Here is a 17,956-nt window from a genome sequence, read left to right as displayed (position 1 = left end):
GATTTGGACGTAGTCCAAACCAAGGGAAGCGAGCGACCGAAACCGGAACAAAATGGTTAAGCTACTAAGAGCACACGGAGGATGCCTAGGCGCTAGGAGCCGATGAAGGACGTGGCGAACAACGAAACTGCCTCGGGGAGCTGTAAGCAAGCTTTGATCCGGGGGTGTCCGAATGGGGAAACCCAGCTGGGGTAATTTCCAGTTACTCATAACTGAATACATAGGTTATGCAGAGGCATACCAGGGGAACTGAAACATCTAAGTACCCTGAGGAAGAGAAAACAATAGTGATTCCGTCAGTAGCGGCGAGCGAACGCGGAGAAGCCCAAACCAGAGAGCTTGCTCTTTGGGGTTGTGGGACGTCTCACATGGAGTTACAAAGGAACCGGTTAAGCGAAGAGGTCTGGAAAGGCCCGCCAAAGAAGGTAAAAGCCCTGTAGTTGAAAGTCTGTTCCCTCCGAGACGGATCCCGAGTAGTGCGGGGCACGTGAAACCCCGTATGAATCCGGCAGGACCATCTGCCAAGGCTAAATACTTCCTAGCGACCGATAGTGAAGCAGTACCGTGAGGGAAAGGTGAAAAGCACCCCGGAAGGGGAGTGAAATAGAACCTGAAACCGTGTGCTTACAAAAAGTCAGAGCCCGTTTTAGGGGTGATGGCGTGCCTTTTGTAGAATGAACCGGCGAGTTACGTTCCCGTGCAAGGTTAAGGTGAAGAGCCGGAGCCGCAGCGAAAGCGAGTCTGAATAGGGCGATATAGTACGTGGACGTAGACCCGAAACCGGGTGATCTACCCCTGTCCAGGGTGAAGGTGCGGTAACACGCACTGGAGGCCCGAACCCACGCATGTTGAAAAATGCGGGGATGAGGTGGGGGTAGCGGAGAAATTCCAATCGAACTCGGAGATAGCTGGTTCTCCCCGAAATAGCTTTAGGGCTAGCCTCGGAAAACAGAGTCGTGGAGGTAGAGCACTGATTGGGTGCGGGGCCCGCAAGGGTTACCAAGCTCAGTCAAACTCCGAATGCCATAGACTTACTTCCGGGAGTCAGACAGTGAGTGCTAAGATCCATTGTCAAAAGGGAAACAGCCCAGACCATCAGCTAAGGTCCCCAAGTGTGTGTTAAGTGGGAAAGGATGTGGAGTTGCACAGACAACCAGGATGTTGGCTTAGAAGCAGCCACCATTGAAAGAGTGCGTAATAGCTCACTGGTCGAGTGACTCTGCGCCGAAAATGTAACGGGGCTAAACACACCACCGAAGCTATGGCTTGATGCTTTGCATCAGGGGTAGGGGAGCGTTGTATAAGGGTTGAAGGTGTACCGTAAGGAGCGCTGGACATTATACAAGTGAGAATGCCGGTATGAGTAACGAAAAGATCAGTGAGAATCTGATCCGCCGAAAGCCTAAGGGTTCCTGAGGAAGGCTCGTCCGCTCAGGGTAAGTCGGGACCTAAGGCGAGGCCGAAAGGCGTAGTCGAAGGACAACAGGTCGAAATTCCTGTACCACCGTAAGCCGTTATGAGCAATGGGGGGACGCAGTAGGGTAGTGACGCGGACTGATGGATGTCCGTCTAAGCAGTGAGGCTGATGTGTAGGCAAATCCGCACATTGTAAGGCTGAGCTGTGATGGGGAGCGAAAATTATAGTAGCGAAGGTCATGATCTCACACTGCCAAGAAAAGCCTCTAGCCAGGTGATGGTGCCCGTACCGCAAACCGACACAGGTAGGCGAGAAGAGTATTCTAAGGCGCGCGGAAGAACTCTCGTTAAGGAACTCGGCAAAATGACCCCGTAACTTCGGGAGAAGGGGTGCCCCGGTAGTGTGAATAGCACGAGGGGGCCGCAGTGAAAAGGCCCAAGCGACTGTTTAGCAAAAACACAGGTCTGTGCGAAGCCGTAAGGCGAAGTATACGGGCTGACGCCTGCCCGGTGCTGGAAGGTTAAGGGGAGTGGTTAGGAGCAATCCGAAGCTGTGAACCGAAGCCCCAGTAAACGGCGGCCGTAACTATAACGGTCCTAAGGTAGCGAAATTCCTTGTCAGGTAAATTCTGACCCGCACGAATGGCGTAACGACTTGGGCGCTGTCTCAACGAGAGATCCGGTGAAATTTTAATACCTGTGAAGATGCAGGTTACCCGCGACAAGACGGAAAGACCCCATGGAGCTTTACTGCAGCTTGATATTGAATTTGGGTACGATCTGTACAGGATAGGTGGGAGCCTTTGAAGCATGAGCGCCAGCTTGTGTGGAGGCAACGTTGGGATACCACCCTGATCGTATCTAGGTTCTAACCTGGTACCGTAATCCGGTGCGGGGACAGTGTCAGGTGGGCAGTTTGACTGGGGCGGTCGCCTCCTAAAGAGTAACGGAGGCGCCCAAAGGTTCCCTCAGAATGGTTGGAAATCATTCGAAGAGTGCAAAGGCATAAGGGAGCTTGACTGCGAGACCTACAAGTCGAGCAGGGACGAAAGTCGGGCTTAGTGATCCGGTGGTACCGCATGGAAGGGCCATCGCTCAACGGATAAAAGCTACCCTGGGGATAACAGGCTTATCTCCCCCAAGAGTCCACATCGACGGGGAGGTTTGGCACCTCGATGTCGGCTCATCGCATCCTGGGGCTGAAGTAGGTCCCAAGGGTTGGGCTGTTCGCCCATTAAAGCGGTACGCGAGCTGGGTTCAGAACGTCGTGAGACAGTTCGGTCCCTATCTGTCGTGGGCGTAGGAAATTTGAGAGGAGCTGTCCTTAGTACGAGAGGACCGGGATGGACGTACCGCTGGTGTACCAGTTGTTCCGCCAGGAGCACCGCTGGGTAGCTATGTACGGACGGGATAAACGCTGAAAGCATCTAAGCGTGAAGCCCCCCTCAAGATGAGATTTCCCAGTATGTAAGACCCCTTGAAGACGACGAGGTAGATAGGCTGGGGGTGGAAGTGCAGCAATGCATGGAGCTGACCAGTACTAATCGGTCGAGGGCTTATCCAATAGCAAGTTGTAATTCGCATGTTTCGTTTCGAATCTAGTTTTCAGAGAACGATCTCTGAAGCATATTCCCTGATAGCTCAGTTGGTAGAGCACTCGACTGTTAATCGAGTTGTCACAGGTTCGAGCCCTGTTCGGGGAGCCATATGGAGAGGTGTCCGAGCTGGCCGAAGGAGCACGATTGGAAATCGTGTAGGCGTCACAAGCGTCTCGAGGGTTCGAATCCCTCTCTCTCCGCCAGATAATTTTTTTAGCAAGGCCCGTTGGTCAAGGGGTTAAGACACCTCCCTTTCACGGAGGTAACAGGGGTTCGAATCCCCTACGGGTCATAATATGGAGGCTTAGCTCAGCTGGGAGAGCATCTGCCTTACAAGCAGAGGGTCGGGGGTTCGATCCCCTCAGCCTCCACCATATAATTTTATAACGACGCGGGGTGGAGCAGCCCGGTAGCTCGTCGGGCTCATAACCCGAAGGCCGCAGGTTCAAATCCTGCCCCCGCAATTATACTTTCCTTTGAGAAAGTGATCTGGAACCGTGGTGTAGTTGGCCTAACATGCCTGCCTGTCACGCAGGAGATCGCGGGTTCGAATCCCGTCGGTTCCGCCATTTAATCTTTACATGAGGCAAACTGTTCACTACATCTGCTGTATGGCACTGATGCCCTATATAAAGTGTAAGGAATTAAGATTAGACTTTATTATGGCTCGGTAGCTCAGTCGGTAGAGCAGAGGACTGAAAATCCTCGTGTCGGCGGTTCGATTCCGTCCCGAGCCACCATTTTTAAAATAATTTAATATGCCGGTGTAGCTCAACTGGTAGAGCAACTGACTTGTAATCAGTAGGTTGGGGGTTCAAGTCCTCTCGCCGGCACCATGTAATCCTGGAGGATTAGCGAAGTGGCCAAACGCATCAGACTGTAAATCTGCTCCCGTACGGGTTCGGTGGTTCGAATCCATCATCCTCCACCAGTTTTATAGGGGCATAGTTTAAAGGTAGAACAACGGTCTCCAAAACCGTTGGTGTGGGTTCAATTCCTGCTGCCCCTGCCAATTAACTTTTTAGAAAATAACCTTTTGTGGCGATCGTGGCGAAGTGGTTAACGCACCGGTTTGTGGATCCGGCATTCGGGGGTTCAATTCCCCTCGATCGCCCCTTTGTTTTTTCATTTTTTATTGGGGATTAGCCAAGCGGTAAGGCAACGGACTTTGACTCCGTCATGCATAGGTTCAAATCCTATATCCCCAGCCATTATGCGGACGTGGCTCAGCGGTAGAGCATCGCCTTGCCAAGGCGAGGGTCGCGGGTTCGATTCCCGTCGTCCGCTCCAAAATATGGCGCCATAGCCAAGTGGTAAGGCACAGCTCTGCAAAAGCTTTATCCCCAGTTCGAATCTGGGTGGCGCCTCCAGCATATGCCGGCGTGGCGGAATGGCAGACGCGCTCGACTCAAAATCGAGTGGGAAACCGTGGAGGTTCGAGTCCTCTCGCCGGTATATTGAATAGCCCTACATGTTGCTTATGCAATGTGTAGGGCTATTTTTATTTCATATGAAATGATTTATGTGCAGTAAGAAAATCTAGAGTAAGAGAAGATGGACGTTAATAAAGATTGACGTATAATTATATTCAGTATATTGTAGATAAGTAAAGTCTTTAATATGGAGGAGTGAAGTAGAGTGACTAATGGAAAAAATGTTTCGGATACCGATCTGTTATTTGATCTTTCTGTATGGGAAGAGGCATGGAAGAATGGTCCGAGAAGTTCAAAATATAAGAAGAAAAGCGCACCATTTAATACAGAAGAAGTATTTGAGCGATGGGCAAGAGATTATCATGCACAGTCGTTCACTGAAGAAGGAAAGCAGCGTTCTGAACGCATTATGGGCTGGATTGAAAACCAGGGTGTGGAATTCGCAGGGTTATCCATTTTGGACATTGGAGCCGCTTCAGGCATATTTACCATTCCTTTTGCAGAAAAGGGGGCAAGTGTGACCGCAGTTGAGCCTTCTGAGTTGCTTGTCTCCCTTATGAAAGAGACGATACCTTCAGCTCTGGAATCCAATATCGAAATCGTAAACGAACGATATGAGGAAATCTCCATTCAGGATAAAGGCTGGGAGAAGAAATATGACTTTGCATTTGCATCCATGTGTCCAGCAATGTCGGATTGGGAAACGATTGAGATGGCGATCAACTGTGCCCGGAAGTATGTATATATAAGCACTATGGCGGGACAGAAGGAACACACACTAATGGAAGAACTTAAGGATGTACTGGGTGTAACTTCTTCATATAAGGCCGGTGATATGGGATATATTCAACAGTTGCTGTATTTGAAGGGTTATTCATACACCATGATCATTACGAGAGAAGTTAACTCATTTGAAGTACCGGTGGAAGAGATTATCGAGAAGCTGCCAGAATGGCTTAATACGTATGAGTTACCATCGGATGAAGATTCCCTCAGATTGGCTGAGGATTACATTAGCGATACGTACAAGGATAGTACGGTGACCTTCTCACGTGGAGCAAGATTTGGTAAAATTCTAATCCAACTTGAACAGCCAAATATGAAAACAGTTCGCACTAAGGATAAGCAATAAATCGCATAAGCTTGGCACGTATACTGATAATCAGGAATTGAGACAGAGACAATGTAGTCTAACGTCTAAGATGGCACTAGGAAGCATCACAACGCTGTGCCAAAAGATGAACGGTTGAAACATATGAAGTTAAGATTGCAGAAGTGAAGGTGTAAGTGAAGGGAGCAGGTTATGTGCTCCCTCTTTTTTGAAGCCACTAATTCATCGACCACTTTGAACCAGACCCTCGTTTTCAGAGAATGATCTCTGAAGCATATTCCCTGATATTTCAGTTGGTAGAGCACTCCACGGTTAATCGAGTTGTCACAGGTCCGAGCCCTATCCCTGTTCGGGGAGCCATACGGATAGGTGGCCGAGCTGGCTGAAGGAGTACGACTTACAATCGTGCTCCTTGTCTAATTTTTGTTCGATACTTCTGCTTTCTGCTTACGCTCCCTGTACTGGCCAGGGGTGATTCCTTCCCATTTACGAAATGATCGGATAAAGTTTTGCGGATTGTTGTACCGAAGTCGTGCTGCGATATCTTTAACGGTTAGATCACTTTCGTCCAGCCATTTTTTAGCGATATTAAATCGGTACTTGGTCAGATATTCACTAAATGCACAGCCTGTCTCTTTGCGGAAAACACTACTTAAGTAGTTGGCATTGTAGTGAAGCTTAACAGCACATTCTTCAAGTGTCAGATCCTTATCATAATCTTGATGAATCATGGCAATCATTTTCTCAGATATATGCTGATACTGGGCATATTGTCTCGCTTTAAAAACCTGAATGACGGGCAAGATGACTTGATGGTTAAACCACTCCTCAACTTCAGCGGCGTACTGCAAACTATGAAGTTCATGAAACATCGAGCCACGACCTTGGGAGATCTGTCCGAGTCGTATGCCAGATTCCTGAGTCATTTGCAAAATATGTGTGAGTAGCCTCGTAAGAGCCACCTCATACTCCTCGGGTGTAACCTCCATACCAAAGATCACTTCAAGCAGTTGTTGCAAAAGAGCAGAGGCCTGGACTTCGTCCGCACTTTGAATAGCTTGGATCAACGAATATTCCAATGATTCCGGGTAGGTCATGGACCAAGTGGGAGCGTAATGATCTATGTTCTCATATTGAAAAATAATGCCTGTTCCCAGCTTCATCCGATGCCTCAATGCTACCATGGCTTCTGTATAAGCTTGAGGGATGTGATATAGAGAGCTGTGTGGCTGGCTGAATCCTATACTGACTTGAAGAGTTAGAATCTTATCCATCTGTTGTTGTAACTGGTCTGTTAATACATATAGCTGCTGTGAAAAAACAAACTGATCCTGTTCCACGGTCCCAATCACCGTGACTACCGTATGTTCCAGCACAATGGGAAGCAATTGTTGGTTATGCACAACCGTTTCCTCCAATATATTTTGAATAGCGAATAATAAGAGGTCACGATCACTAGCTCTATATTTTGTATGATTAACGAGATCGGCCTGTAGTGTAATAACAGCAATTTGTTGCCATTCCCGAACCTGATGCGTGTAGCCATATTCATTCAGGGTGTCATGAAGAGTATGAACAGGGATCTTACCTTGGAACAGATTCATCATAAAATGATTGCGAATCTGCAATAGATGCACATTAAGTGTGTTCTCTAATTGGGAGCGAGAGGCAGATAATTGTGAGACCCCTGCTCTGATCTGTTCGAACTCATCAGAAAATGGTGGTGATTGCTGAGCTACGGTGTTTCCTTCTTTGGACAGGTGGTTGTCACCAAGTTGAGTTAAAAGTTTACGAATCGGGACATGCATTCGCTTGGAGCCGAGCCATGCGAGTAATAATGAAAGTAAAAGTAAGAAGATACTGATATACAAGGTGTGCAATCCGATATCGATATATTCTTGTGTCAGAATATTGGTAGGTGAGATTAGAACATAAGTCCATCCTTTTAAGGTAGAAGGGCTATACGTCAGAGAATAATGTGTATCGGCGATCTTAACTTCCCGTTTTTCAAAGCCTGTTGAAAATGTGATGGGTGATAGTTTGGTTATGTTGGCTTCCGTATCCCTATCCTGCAATCCAATGGCAGACAACGGTTGTCCAATGTATACAGGATCGGGATGGACCAAGATACGTTGTTCCCGATTCAAAATGATCAGTCCTGAGGCAGCATTGCCTAAGGAGGCTTCTCCTAGTGTGTTTTGCAAAGAGCATGCAGGGATTCCCGCAATCAGGGCAGCATCGGAAGACGTATTCAGATTCGGAATAGATCTCGCAAGGGCAATATGATAGATACAGCCTGTACCTGGTGAACGCTCATCATTACTGAACACCGATGAAGGGGAGAGTTGCCATCCAGAGGTTAGCGTATCCGATATCAATTCCTTCATGGGAAGAGCCAATGGAAAATCCGTATTACGATATAATCCGGCATGATCAATAAGCCAATTCTGAGATTGATTCACCAACGTGATATCCAACAAAGGTTCCCACGACCTCATATTCTGAAACTCGCTTTGCAGCTTATCGGCAAGTAATGGTCCTTTTCCTTGACGTGAAGAAGAAGCAGACAGGGAACGAAGGGTTACTGGAGAGCGAACGGCCTGATCAAGCATATAACTGACTGTAGCGAGTTTGTGCTCTACGTTGGATTGCATTTGTTCCAGCAACTGTCTGTTGGCCTGCGTACGATGCAGCTCAGTTTGGTTTGATGAATAGATAAATGCGGCAATTCCCGTTAACAAAATGGGCAGGGTGCTTAACAGGATTCCGAAGATGATCATTTTATGGAGATAGCTGATTGGTCGCACAGTTTCAGTTCCACCCCTGACATTAGAAATAGTAACACTTTCTATTTTAGTAAACGCTTACATATAGAACAATCTAAATTTTGTTTATTTGGATAAATAAGTAATTTCACAAGAGGGTATAGAAGTAGAGATAAGGGATTGCTGATAGATGATTTTGCAGAAAAGGCTAGAGTAACGGCTTGGACTGACTATCCAATATGGAATCATGAGAAACGAAATTGCAGTGTGAACGTAAATAGAGACATGGACGTCATTCTTTCTACCTGGTGATATCTGGTGAAGTAGAGCTTGTATACGGGTAATAGAAGGTATCTTGGAGTGCTATTCAGTTTAGGTGGAACGTTGGTCTTATATAGGGACAGTCAAAGGTCCAACTAGATCCCCGACCTGAGTCTAGGATGAAAAACCGTCCACGGTCTGTTTTGAAAAGTCGCGGAATCCCCTAGAATAAGGACATAAGGTTAAACAAGAAACACGGAAACAAAAAACAAGAAACAAACGAACAAATGACTCAACACATTAAAAGGAACGAATGGAAAGGGCGGTGAACAACAATTATGAGATTGAATAAGGGAAATGGCTGGGCGATTGTATTGATCGCGCTGGGTGCACTACTCCTCTTCGGAAAGTTAACTCCACTTCTTGGACACTTAATGGGTTATCTGATTCCAGTCCTGATGATTGCACTGGGATACTACGGAGTCAAACGAGGGAATGTGATGCTTGGCTGGATTGTTCTCATCATCGGTATCATCTCACTGATGGGTAAACTGGCATGGTTGATCGGACCGATCATCGCGATCGGGTTAATCATCTTTGGTATCTCAATGCTAAGCAATAACCGCAGTCGTCGTGGTCGGTACTAAACTTTCACGATTATGAAAAGGAGGGACAGAACATAATGAGTGTATTTCGTCGAATGCGGGATATTACCGTAGCCAATCTGAACGAACATTTGGAGCAAAGTCAGGACCCAGTCAAACTGATTGATCAGTTCCTGGTCTCGACCCGCCAAGACATCGGTGAAGCCGAGAAACTTCGTCATCAATATGCAAGCCATACCAGACAAATGAAACAACAAGCCGATCAGGCAGCAGGTATGGTGAACAAACGGGAAGAACAGGCATCCATGGCTCTGAAAGCAGGGGAAGAACATCTTGCTAAGCTGGCCTTGCAGGAGAAAATCCTCCACGAGGAAAAAATGGAACAGTACAATGAATTGTATGCACAAAGTTATGCGGCATTACAGGAGCTGGATGAACAGATCGACCAGCTGAAGGTTGAATATCAGAACGTATACAGCAAACGCCAATATTACTACGCTCGTATGCAGACGATTCAGTTACAGCAACGTATGAACCAGAGAGGCAATCACAACGGTCAGAATGTACCCCGTATGTTTAACCGACTGGATGATCAAGTCTCTGATCTCGAATATGAAGCACAAAGTCTCCGCGATATCCGGCGGATGAATCAAGATGGTTCAGGAGTGACTGGCAGCATGTCATCCTCTACGTTGGATAAGGAACTGGAACGCTTAAGACAAAAATTGAACAATGACAGAAAGGAGTAGTCACAATGAGTAAATTATACCGCTCGGCGCGTAATCGAATGCTAACAGGTTTGATCGGTGGCATTTCTGAAAATCTCGGATTGAGTACCACGCTGCTACGTATCATTTTCTTCATCAGTATTTTCGCTACGGGAGGTACATCATTGTTGATCTACTTCATCGCTGCGTTGGTGGTACCAAAGGAATCCAATCACGTTGATCCATATGCTTATGATTCCAACGTAAGAGGATACAAGTAAACGAAAGGAGCAAGCACATGAGCAAATTATACCGCTCAACGCGTGACCGGATGTTAACCGGCTTGTGCGGCGGAATTTCCGAAACCATCGGAATGGATTCCACACTGCTGCGTATCATCTTTGTTATCAGTATCTTCGTAACTGGCGGCACGTCGTTGTTAATATACTTTATTGCAGCACTGGTGGTACCAAAAGAACCGTATCCGCCTTATGATCCATATGGCTACGGTCCGGGCCAAGGCCCTGGTCCTGGCAGAGGATACGACAACTATGATCATCAGCCACCAAGAGGTCCTTTTCAAAATAATCACAACCAACAAGGTCCTGGTAACTTCGGTCCCGGCCCTGGATTCAACGGCAGACCTCAATCAGGTCCCCGTTCTTATGACAACAACGCCTACGGAGCAGGAGCACCGCAAGAAAGTGAACTTGATTCCATGATGAAAGATATCGAGAAAAAAGCACTGAAAAAAGAAGTTGAAGAGCTTCGCCAAAAATTATCTCGTTACGAGAAGGGAGAAAAGTAAAATGGGAGTATTTAAACGGATTAAGGATATGACGAAAGCATCGGTAAATGATATGTTGGATAAGGTAGAAGACCCAATTGTAATGTTGAACCAGTACTTGCGTGATATGGAGGCTGAGATTCATGAGGCAGAGGTAACTGTTGCTAAACAAATGGCAAATGAGCGCCGCATGAAACAACGTTTGGATGAAGCGGAGCGTACTTCGGTACAACGTGAGTCCCAAGCAGAAGCTGCTCTGTCTAACGGTCAGGAAGAAGTGGCACGCAAATTGTTGGAAGAGAAAATCTACTTTGATCAAAAAATTACGGAGTACAGCGAACTGCATGCACAGTCCGAAGCACAAGCAAAAGATCTGTTGCAACAGTTGCATGATATGAAAGATGAGTTCTACAAAATGCGTAACAAACGTAATGAACTTGTATCCCGTGCACAAATGGCAAAAGCCAAAAAACAAATGTCTTCCATCAACAGCTTGCATTCGATCGAAAGTGGCGGGGCATCACTTGGATTCCACCGCATGGAAGAGAAAATCATGCAGCTGGAAGCTGAAGCTGACGTAGCTCGTGCACCTTATCGCAACACATCATCCACGTACACGAATCCTGTAGATGTGGAAAAACAGTTCAAAGTGGATCAGCAATTACAAGCCCTCAAAAATAAAATGGGCAATGGTTCCAAGAATGAAGCGAACGGAACTTCAAAAGAATAACTGTTCGCTTAGTGGACAATATGATATTCTATAAATCGTGTATAATGTACGGTTGGTAGAACAAAAGTTAAGCCATACAGGACTTCATTGCCTGGTATGGCTTTTCCGTTGAATAAAGAGAGATTAACTTACAGAGGAGGTGCGGCGGGATGAATCAAAAGAGTAAATGGCTTGCAGTTGTCATTATGATTATTGGCACAATGATGTTATTGAATGACAATATTAACTTCCTGACCGCTGCCGCACTGATTCTGTTAACGGTTGGAATGCTTCAAGTCCGCAATGGGGATACCCGCAAAGGTCATCGGTATCTTGGCATTGGTGCGGCCCTGTTATTGCTGGATAATTTAATGATTGTATTTTTGATTGTACTGGCTTCTTTAGCTTACTTTTATTCGAAAAACAAAAAGATTCATCTAGACGAAGGCGTTATGAAGAAACAGAATTTCATGGCTCGGTACTACTGGGATCAATCATCCTGGACGTTACGTAGTATGAGTCTGTGGCATGCCATAGGTGAGGTTAACGCGGATCTATCACTTTCGATTCCGGAGGAGAAACAAACAATTGTGCTGCTGCAAGGAGTTATGGGTAATGTTCGCCTTACACTACCAGAAGATTATGGTGTGGAGATTGAAGCATCGGTTCTTTTCGGCCGGATTAATCTTCTTGGAGAACAAGATAGCGGCATGATGAACAAATTAGTATGGAGAACGCCTGGATATGAATCCAGTGAACATAAAGCAAAATTTGTCATTTCTTATATTGTTGGCGACCTAAACATCAGTAATCCGTAGTAAAATAGATGAAGAGAAGGAGGAGACCCCGATGAAGACAAAACGACATACCGACATGGTAACCCGAAGTATGGGTGAAGGGATCCTCCTGGTTTTCATTGTGTTCGCTGTTATTTTGTATGTATTGTATACATATGGTTATCTTGCTCCGTTTACAGGCTGGCGGCATCTGATTCAATCGGGTCTGGCCTTATTGCTGCTTCTGATTGGAATCGGTGCGGTCTTTGGGTTCTATCAGAGTTACCGGGTTAAACGCCGACTTGAACTGCTGCGGGAAACACTTCTACTGTGGGAGAAGGGCTCTCTATCACGCACTGTACCTGATCTGGGCGATGATGATGTGGGCCGTTTAAGTGAGCAACTCGGACGAATCGGCAAAAAGTGGGAAGATCAGATATCTTCGCTCCAGCGATTGTCTACTCATAATGCACAGCTTGCTGAACAAGCCAGAATTACGGCTATTGTGGAAGAGCGGCAACGTTTGGCACGGGAACTGCATGATGCGGTATCGCAGCAATTGTTCGCGATATCCATGACAGCAACAGCCGTTGGACGGAAGATGGAGAAGGATTTTGAACGTGCTCAGAGGCAGGTGGCTTTGATTGAGGAGATGGCTTCGGTAGCCCAGTCCGAGATGCGTGCGTTACTGTTACATCTGCGGCCAGTCTATCTGGAGGGTAAACATCTCGAACAAGGTCTGCGTGATCTGGTGATGGAACTGAAAACAAAAGTGCCCATGGATATTGTGCTCGAAATGGACGAAGACATTGATCTGATCAAAGGAATCGAGAATCATCTGTTTCGAATCGTTCAGGAGGCTATGTCCAATACGTTACGGCATGCAAAAGCGGAAAAAATGGAGATACGGATCCAGCGCCGTACTGATGCGATCCGGGTATTGATTCGTGATGATGGGCAAGGCTTTGATCTTGATGAGAATAAACAGGCTTCCTACGGTCTGGCTAACATGCGTGAACGTGTTACGGAGATTGGCGGGGCCATACAATTTGTAACAGCGCCTGGTAAGGGAACGCGGATTGAGATCACGATACCTTTGATGAACGATGAAAGCGAGGAAGAACATGTCAATGGAACCGGAAGTCGAAACGGAGACGGAAACGTCGATCAAAGTATTGCTCGTGGATGATCATGAGATGGTACGTATTGGTCTTGCAGCGGTACTGGATACCGAAGATGGTATTGAAGTTGTTGGTGAAGCAGGTAGTGGAGAGGAAGGCATTCGGCTTGCACAGGAATATAAGCCTGATGTTGTTCTGATGGACCTGGTTATGGAAGGAATGGATGGCATTGAGGCTACTCGTCAGGTACTTAAAATGTATCCGGAGTGCAAAGTCATCGTATTGACCAGTTACCTGGATGATGAAAAAATGTATCCTGTCATTGAAGCAGGCGCATTCAGTTATCTGTTGAAAACATCAAGAGCCAATGAAGTGGCAGATGCGATTCGCGCAGCCGCTCGCGGGCAATCCGTTCTGGAGTCACAGGTGGCTTCGAAAATGATGAATCGCTTCCGGCAGCCACAGGCAGCAGCTCCTTTGCATGATGAATTGACAGACCGTGAAATGGATGTGCTCCGGTTGCTCGCCAAAGGCAAATCGAATCAGGACATCGCTGATGATCTGATCATTGGTATCAAGACAGTTAAATTCCATGTTACAAACCTACTGGCAAAATTGGGCGTAGACGACCGTACACAGGCCGCGATCTATGCTTATAAAAACGGACTTGCAGAGTAAGCAGGATTATATGCAATGACATCATTAAGCCAAAGAGCCGTGCATTAATGTGCGGAAGTTATAGATAAGAGATGATTTATATATAAGTGTGTGTTCTAAAAGGTCGGTTTTCAGTACGAAGAAGATGGGATAAAGCTAGAAATGGAGTAGCGGAGCGTAGATCGAGCTAAGTGAGCAACCGCAATGTATCCAAAGGAAACATTCTTCGTAAGCCCCTACTTATTTCGGCCGAATTCCATATTCGATGTTGATGATGCCGTTAGGCACCCTTCGTAATCAAAAGCGGACTTTTTGAACAACCTCTATAAGTATGAATGGAAAGCTCTGATCTGCCATGAATGTGGCGGGTGGGGCTTTTTTGTTGTGTGCAGAAGAAGTATAGCTAATGTGGGAAAGGGGCATGCTGTTGATAGATTCATAGAATGCAAGAAAGAAGCGGGGGGATTCAAATGTTAAATCGATGGATGACAGCAGGTATCTTGGCAATAGCTATCATAATTCTTATTGGTGTGACACAGGTATACGCAGAGAAGAACGAATCCAAAGCTGCCCAACTGGAACAGTTAATCTATACGGCTGACAGCGTGATTGATAATGTGGATCGTCTGGTGATTAAATGGCAAGGAGAAGGCAAGGGAGATGCACAAGCACAGGCAGCGTTACTGGCTGGTCACTTGGGACTGGAACAACCGGTACAGGTACGCCAGACGGGCCATGATGTGTACCGCAGTGAAGTGGTTGACGATATGGCTAATGGAGGTGTAGGCTTGTTAGTCAATGTCGTCGATACAGGTGACAATGGTTACTATGCCATCGTACAACTCTCAGGGGATGCACACACAGATCGGAATACATTAATGACATTACATGAACAGGTCGATCAACTGCTTGTAGACTCAGGGATGAAGGCAACCTGGAATATGTCTGTGCAAGGTACAGCAGTTACTGCTACTGAACATGTTGCGAATCAGCAACTGGAACTGATCGAAGAACAGCTGTCCACAAAGGTGGATATTGCCTCAGTTGAACGTTATACAGATGCAGGCACTGCAAGTGTCTCTTATAAGGCGGCTGAGCTGCCCTTGTCAATCAAGAGTGGCTCGCACATGTTGAATATGCAACTCGCAGTTCACCAGGTTGGGGACGAGGTCGATAATCGAATTACAGTGGGGTTTCCGGTGATTACGATTGAATACTAAGGGATGGATTTTTCATGAATTGGGACCCAATATTGAGAATCTTTATCAGAAAAATGAGCCTGAAATAGTGCATCCGTTCAGTTGATATGCTAAAATGGCATCACATCCAAGAAGGAACTTGCTGGTAATTGACAGTTGTATGTCGTGCATATATAACACCATTACATAGCTCGGGGAGAGCGTGAAGGTTATCTTCCCGGAAGAAAGAGGAGCCCATGGTTGAAAAACAGTTACAAGATGAAGTACAGACACCAGGCGCAGTATTTTTCATTTTTGGAGCAACGGGTGATTTGGCCCGCCGGAAGCTGTTTCCGGCTATCTACAGTCTTTACCGTGAAGGCAAGCTTGCCGAAGACTTTGCGGTTATTGGCGTAGCACGTCGTCCGAGGTCCCCAGAAGAATTCCGGGAAGACATCTATGAATCCATTAAAGAGTTCTGCCGTTATCCAGCGGGGGAACCTGATGAGTGGAACGCTTTTGTCGATCATTTTGAATACAAAGCACTGGACATCAATAATGTGGATGGATTTAAAGAGCTGCGTGCGCAGACGGAGCATCTGGAATCGAAGTTTAACACGCCGGGGAACCGGCTGTTCTATCTGGCACTGGCACCTGAGCTGTTTGGCAGTGTCTCGTACAGTTTGCGGGACGGCGGTATGTTGGAAAGTCAGGGGTGGAACCGTTTGGTGATCGAAAAACCATTTGGTTATGATCTGCAATCGGCCGAACATCTGAATGAGCAGATTCGTGAGGTATTCCGTGAAGAGGAAATCTATCGGATTGATCATTATCTGGGCAAGGAAATGGTGCAAAATATTGAAGTGATTCGGTTTGGAAATGCTTTTTTTGAACCGCTCTGGAATAACAAACATATTGCCAACGTTCAGATTACGCTGGGTGAGACGGTAGGCGTGGAAGAACGTGGCGGTTATTATGATCACTCTGGCGCACTGCGTGATATGGGGCAAAACCATATGCTTCAGATGCTGACGATGATTGCGATGGAACCACCGAGTCGCCTGTTCCCGGAGGACATTCGGGATGAGAAGGTGAAGGTACTGCGTTCATTGCGGGCCTTTACTTCAGATGAAGAAGTGAGCAACAACGTTGTGCGGGGACAGTATTCCGAAGGGGAGTACCGTGGCAAGCAGCTTCCGGGGTACCGCCAGGAAGACAAGGTTGATCCGCAGTCGAATACGGAGACTTATTTTGCAGCACGTGTATTCGTGGATAATTTCCGCTGGGCAGGTGTCCCATTCTACATTCGGACAGGCAAGCGTCTTCCGGTGAAAACAACCGAGATCGTAGTTGAGTTCAAGTCGATGCCAAACAACGTGTACCTTGGGAAAAAGTATAAGCTCGAACCGAACCTGCTGGTTATTCGGGTGAATCCGATGGAAGGCATATATATCAAAATCAATGCCAAGAAGCCAGGCTCGGATTCCGAGATTCAGCCACTCGCGATGGATTTCTGTCAGAGCTGCATGATTGGAATTAACTCGCCTGAAGCGTACGAACGTCTGCTGCACGACGCCGCAGAGGGGGATTCTACGTACTTTACCCGTTGGGATGAAGTGGCAACAGCCTGGTCTTTTGTGGATCGGATCGCAGCAGCCTGGGGACAGAATCAGGGAGAGCTTCATACGTACCCTGCTGGAACATGGGGGCCAGAAGCGACAGATAAGCTGCTGGAGCAGGACGGATTCCACTGGTGGCCGGTGAATGGTCAGGACGAGGACAGCGTGATCTGGCAAGTGAATGGTTAGGGTAGGGTAAGGGCATTAACAACAGTATTAACAACAGTATTAACAACATACACAACATGACTGAGCCTGGGGAAATCGCAAATTTTGTGGTGTACCCAGGCTTTTTAGCGGGGAAAAGGTAGGTATTCATCATAAGGAAATAAGTAATTTAAATTAAGTTGTTGACAAAAAGTAAGTGTGTAACTTATACTCAACACATGAGTTAAAGAGTTACGCAAATGACAAACTTCATTCGGGCAAACGTTTCGGATAAGTTATCATTCATGAGATAAAATGTAAACCAGTTGAAGGGGTTTGCGACACAGAGAATCATGAAGAAAAAAATTTAGCATAATATCTTTAATCTAAGAATACTATTTTGTATATATTGAATGGAGGAAAAGAAAATGATGTTGGACTTAGGGTTGTTGTTGATTCGTTTGGTGATTGGATTGTCGTTCATGGCGCACGGGGCTCAGAAGCTGTTTGGTTGGTTCGGAGGTTACGGGATCAAGGGTACAGGTGGCTGGTTTGAGTCGATGGGCATGAAGCCGGGTGCATTGGTGGCGTTACTGGCTGGACTCGCGGAATTTGGTGGCGGATTGCTGCTGGCCCTGGGTCTGCTTACACCGGTAGGTGGCATTCTGATTGCATTGACGATGGTCATTGCGATTGTGAAAGTCCATGGCGCGAACGGATACTGGTCCACACAGAACGGATTCGAGTATAATCTCGCGATTCTGGTGATTGGTGTAGCGCTGGCATTGACAGGTGGCGGACAATACGCGCTGGATGCATTGATTTTCTAAAACCGATAAATAAAAATGAATGAGGAGTGCCTGGATGCCATGGAAATGGCTGAAGGGTGCTTTTTTTGCAAGTGAAAAGAGAAGAATCTGCGGTAGTAATCGGTTATTTTCGGTACAGATTATGGTACAATAGGAGAGTTGGGTTAAGAAGCAGTTCACGGTATGCATGAAAGCACAGATTTGAGGAGGATGAACTCCATTGTAAATGTGTAAAATTAATCTAGTGTGTAAATACC

13 protein-coding genes, 16 tRNA genes and 1 rRNA gene are annotated in these 17,956 nt (G+C 46.6%); 29 read left to right on the top strand and 1 reads right to left on the bottom strand.

The features are described 5' to 3' along the window. Positions 1 to 54: 54 nt before the first annotated feature. The 18 genes from MKY44_RS23925 (at position 55) to MKY44_RS23840 (ending at position 5,918) form a co-directional block, all read left to right on the top strand. A 23S ribosomal RNA gene (locus tag MKY44_RS23925) occupies positions 55 to 2,980 on the top strand. A 66-nt stretch (positions 2,981 to 3,046) separates the two neighbouring features. Next, positions 3,047 to 3,122, top strand: a tRNA-Asn gene (locus tag MKY44_RS23920). A gap of 3 nt (positions 3,123 to 3,125) precedes the next feature. Further along, a tRNA-Ser gene (locus MKY44_RS23915) sits at positions 3,126 to 3,217 on the top strand. A gap of 17 nt (positions 3,218 to 3,234) precedes the next feature. Further along, a tRNA-Glu gene (locus MKY44_RS23910) sits at positions 3,235 to 3,306 on the top strand. A 6-nt stretch (positions 3,307 to 3,312) separates the two neighbouring features. Continuing rightward, positions 3,313 to 3,388 (top strand) — tRNA-Val (locus tag MKY44_RS23905). Positions 3,389 to 3,404: 16 nt separating this feature from the next. After that, a tRNA-Met gene (locus MKY44_RS23900) sits at positions 3,405 to 3,478 on the top strand. A gap of 27 nt (positions 3,479 to 3,505) precedes the next feature. Further along, a tRNA-Asp gene (locus MKY44_RS23895) sits at positions 3,506 to 3,583 on the top strand. Between the two features lie 95 nt (positions 3,584 to 3,678). Next, a tRNA-Phe gene (locus MKY44_RS23890) sits at positions 3,679 to 3,754 on the top strand. A 20-nt stretch (positions 3,755 to 3,774) separates the two neighbouring features. Further along, a tRNA-Thr gene (locus MKY44_RS23885) sits at positions 3,775 to 3,850 on the top strand. Positions 3,851 to 3,859: 9 nt separating this feature from the next. Continuing rightward, positions 3,860 to 3,945: transfer RNA gene (locus MKY44_RS23880), tRNA-Tyr, on the top strand. Positions 3,946 to 3,952: 7 nt separating this feature from the next. Then, positions 3,953 to 4,026: transfer RNA gene (locus MKY44_RS23875), tRNA-Trp, on the top strand. Between the two features lie 29 nt (positions 4,027 to 4,055). Then, positions 4,056 to 4,128: transfer RNA gene (locus MKY44_RS23870), tRNA-His, on the top strand. 22 nt (positions 4,129 to 4,150) lie between these two features. After that, a tRNA-Gln gene (locus MKY44_RS23865) sits at positions 4,151 to 4,225 on the top strand. A gap of 4 nt (positions 4,226 to 4,229) precedes the next feature. Continuing rightward, positions 4,230 to 4,304, top strand: a tRNA-Gly gene (locus tag MKY44_RS23860). A gap of 6 nt (positions 4,305 to 4,310) precedes the next feature. Beyond that, positions 4,311 to 4,384, top strand: a tRNA-Cys gene (locus MKY44_RS23855). Positions 4,385 to 4,390: 6 nt separating this feature from the next. Then, a tRNA-Leu gene (locus tag MKY44_RS23850) sits at positions 4,391 to 4,469 on the top strand. A gap of 183 nt (positions 4,470 to 4,652) precedes the next feature. Continuing rightward, a complete protein-coding gene (locus MKY44_RS23845; protein ID WP_341008870.1) occupies positions 4,653 to 5,579 on the top strand; it encodes a class I SAM-dependent methyltransferase in 927 nt (308 codons plus the stop codon). Between the two features lie 257 nt (positions 5,580 to 5,836). Then, a tRNA-Asn gene (locus tag MKY44_RS23840) sits at positions 5,837 to 5,918 on the top strand. 56 nt (positions 5,919 to 5,974) lie between these two features. On the opposite strand, the gene MKY44_RS23835 is transcribed toward MKY44_RS23840, so the two are convergent. Then, positions 5,975 to 8,365 (bottom strand): helix-turn-helix domain-containing protein, encoded by a 2,391-nt coding sequence (locus MKY44_RS23835; RefSeq protein WP_341008869.1) that lies wholly within the window; start codon positions 8,363 to 8,365, stop codon positions 5,975 to 5,977. A gap of 557 nt (positions 8,366 to 8,922) precedes the next feature. Here MKY44_RS23835 and MKY44_RS23830 point away from each other — a divergent pair. The 11 genes from MKY44_RS23830 (at position 8,923) to MKY44_RS23780 (ending at position 17,720) form a co-directional block, all read left to right on the top strand. Next, positions 8,923 to 9,231 (top strand): LiaF transmembrane domain-containing protein, encoded by a 309-nt coding sequence (locus MKY44_RS23830; RefSeq protein WP_017692311.1) that lies wholly within the window; start codon positions 8,923 to 8,925, stop codon positions 9,229 to 9,231. A gap of 35 nt (positions 9,232 to 9,266) precedes the next feature. Then, positions 9,267 to 9,938 carry a PspA/IM30 family protein gene (locus MKY44_RS23825; protein WP_017692312.1) on the top strand — a complete coding sequence of 224 codons (672 nt, stop codon included), beginning with the start codon at positions 9,267 to 9,269 and terminating at the stop codon, positions 9,936 to 9,938. A gap of 5 nt (positions 9,939 to 9,943) precedes the next feature. Next, on the top strand, positions 9,944 to 10,177 hold the full coding sequence (locus MKY44_RS23820; RefSeq protein WP_017692313.1) for a PspC domain-containing protein: 234 nt from the start codon (positions 9,944 to 9,946) through the stop codon (positions 10,175 to 10,177). A gap of 17 nt (positions 10,178 to 10,194) precedes the next feature. Further along, positions 10,195 to 10,704, top strand: a complete 510-nt coding sequence (locus MKY44_RS23815) for a PspC domain-containing protein (RefSeq protein WP_017692314.1) — start codon at positions 10,195 to 10,197, stop codon at positions 10,702 to 10,704. Position 10,705: 1 nt separating this feature from the next. Beyond that, positions 10,706 to 11,413 carry a PspA/IM30 family protein gene (locus MKY44_RS23810; protein WP_017692315.1) on the top strand — a complete coding sequence of 236 codons (708 nt, stop codon included), beginning with the start codon at positions 10,706 to 10,708 and terminating at the stop codon, positions 11,411 to 11,413. Between the two features lie 149 nt (positions 11,414 to 11,562). After that, entirely contained in the window at positions 11,563 to 12,210 is a 648-nt protein-coding gene (gene liaF / locus MKY44_RS23805) for a cell wall-active antibiotics response protein LiaF (RefSeq protein ID WP_036605686.1), read from the top strand. Positions 12,211 to 12,241: 31 nt separating this feature from the next. Further along, positions 12,242 to 13,357, top strand: a complete 1,116-nt coding sequence (locus MKY44_RS23800) for a sensor histidine kinase (protein ID WP_341008868.1) — start codon at positions 12,242 to 12,244, stop codon at positions 13,355 to 13,357. After that, positions 13,299 to 13,967 (top strand): response regulator transcription factor, encoded by a 669-nt coding sequence (locus MKY44_RS23795; RefSeq protein ID WP_091020933.1) that lies wholly within the window; start codon positions 13,299 to 13,301, stop codon positions 13,965 to 13,967. Before MKY44_RS23800 ends, MKY44_RS23795 begins: the two co-directional genes overlap by 59 nt. A 449-nt stretch (positions 13,968 to 14,416) precedes the next feature. Beyond that, the gene (locus MKY44_RS23790) at positions 14,417 to 15,166 is read left to right on the top strand and encodes a YwmB family TATA-box binding protein (protein WP_341008867.1); all 750 of its coding nucleotides are present in this window, start codon (positions 14,417 to 14,419) and stop codon (positions 15,164 to 15,166) included. Positions 15,167 to 15,381: 215 nt separating this feature from the next. Continuing rightward, positions 15,382 to 16,932, top strand: a complete 1,551-nt coding sequence (zwf, locus tag MKY44_RS23785) for a glucose-6-phosphate dehydrogenase (RefSeq protein WP_341008866.1) — start codon at positions 15,382 to 15,384, stop codon at positions 16,930 to 16,932. Positions 16,933 to 17,321: 389 nt separating this feature from the next. Continuing rightward, the gene (locus tag MKY44_RS23780) at positions 17,322 to 17,720 is read left to right on the top strand and encodes a DoxX family protein (RefSeq protein WP_026081473.1); all 399 of its coding nucleotides are present in this window, start codon (positions 17,322 to 17,324) and stop codon (positions 17,718 to 17,720) included. The last annotated feature ends 236 nt before the right edge of the window (positions 17,721 to 17,956 follow it).

It is taken from the genome of Paenibacillus sp. FSL R7-0026 (genome assembly GCF_038004485.1).
In the GTDB taxonomy this organism is placed as follows: Bacteria; Bacillota; Bacilli; order Paenibacillales; family Paenibacillaceae; genus Paenibacillus; species Paenibacillus xylanexedens_A.
This window is presented reverse-complemented; position numbering and strand designations above follow the sequence as displayed.

What these genes read in the sequence shown, in the direction of transcription:
- MKY44_RS23820 (WP_017692313.1), top strand. Translation starts at nt 9,944, where the DNA reads ATGAGTAAATTATACCGCTCGGCGCGTAATCGAATGCTAACAGGTTTG.
- MKY44_RS23795 (WP_091020933.1), top strand. Translation starts at nt 13,299, where the DNA reads ATGGAACCGGAAGTCGAAACGGAGACGGAAACGTCGATCAAAGTATTG.
- MKY44_RS23790 (WP_341008867.1), top strand. Translation starts at nt 14,417, where the DNA reads ATGTTAAATCGATGGATGACAGCAGGTATCTTGGCAATAGCTATCATA.
- MKY44_RS23800 (WP_341008868.1), top strand. Translation starts at nt 12,242, where the DNA reads ATGAAGACAAAACGACATACCGACATGGTAACCCGAAGTATGGGTGAA.
- MKY44_RS23830 (WP_017692311.1), top strand. Translation starts at nt 8,923, where the DNA reads ATGAGATTGAATAAGGGAAATGGCTGGGCGATTGTATTGATCGCGCTG.
- liaF (WP_036605686.1), top strand. Translation starts at nt 11,563, where the DNA reads ATGAATCAAAAGAGTAAATGGCTTGCAGTTGTCATTATGATTATTGGC.
- MKY44_RS23780 (WP_026081473.1), top strand. Translation starts at nt 17,322, where the DNA reads ATGTTGGACTTAGGGTTGTTGTTGATTCGTTTGGTGATTGGATTGTCG.
- MKY44_RS23810 (WP_017692315.1), top strand. Translation starts at nt 10,706, where the DNA reads ATGGGAGTATTTAAACGGATTAAGGATATGACGAAAGCATCGGTAAAT.
- MKY44_RS23815 (WP_017692314.1), top strand. Translation starts at nt 10,195, where the DNA reads ATGAGCAAATTATACCGCTCAACGCGTGACCGGATGTTAACCGGCTTG.
- zwf (WP_341008866.1), top strand. Translation starts at nt 15,382, where the DNA reads ATGGTTGAAAAACAGTTACAAGATGAAGTACAGACACCAGGCGCAGTA.
- MKY44_RS23825 (WP_017692312.1), top strand. Translation starts at nt 9,267, where the DNA reads ATGAGTGTATTTCGTCGAATGCGGGATATTACCGTAGCCAATCTGAAC.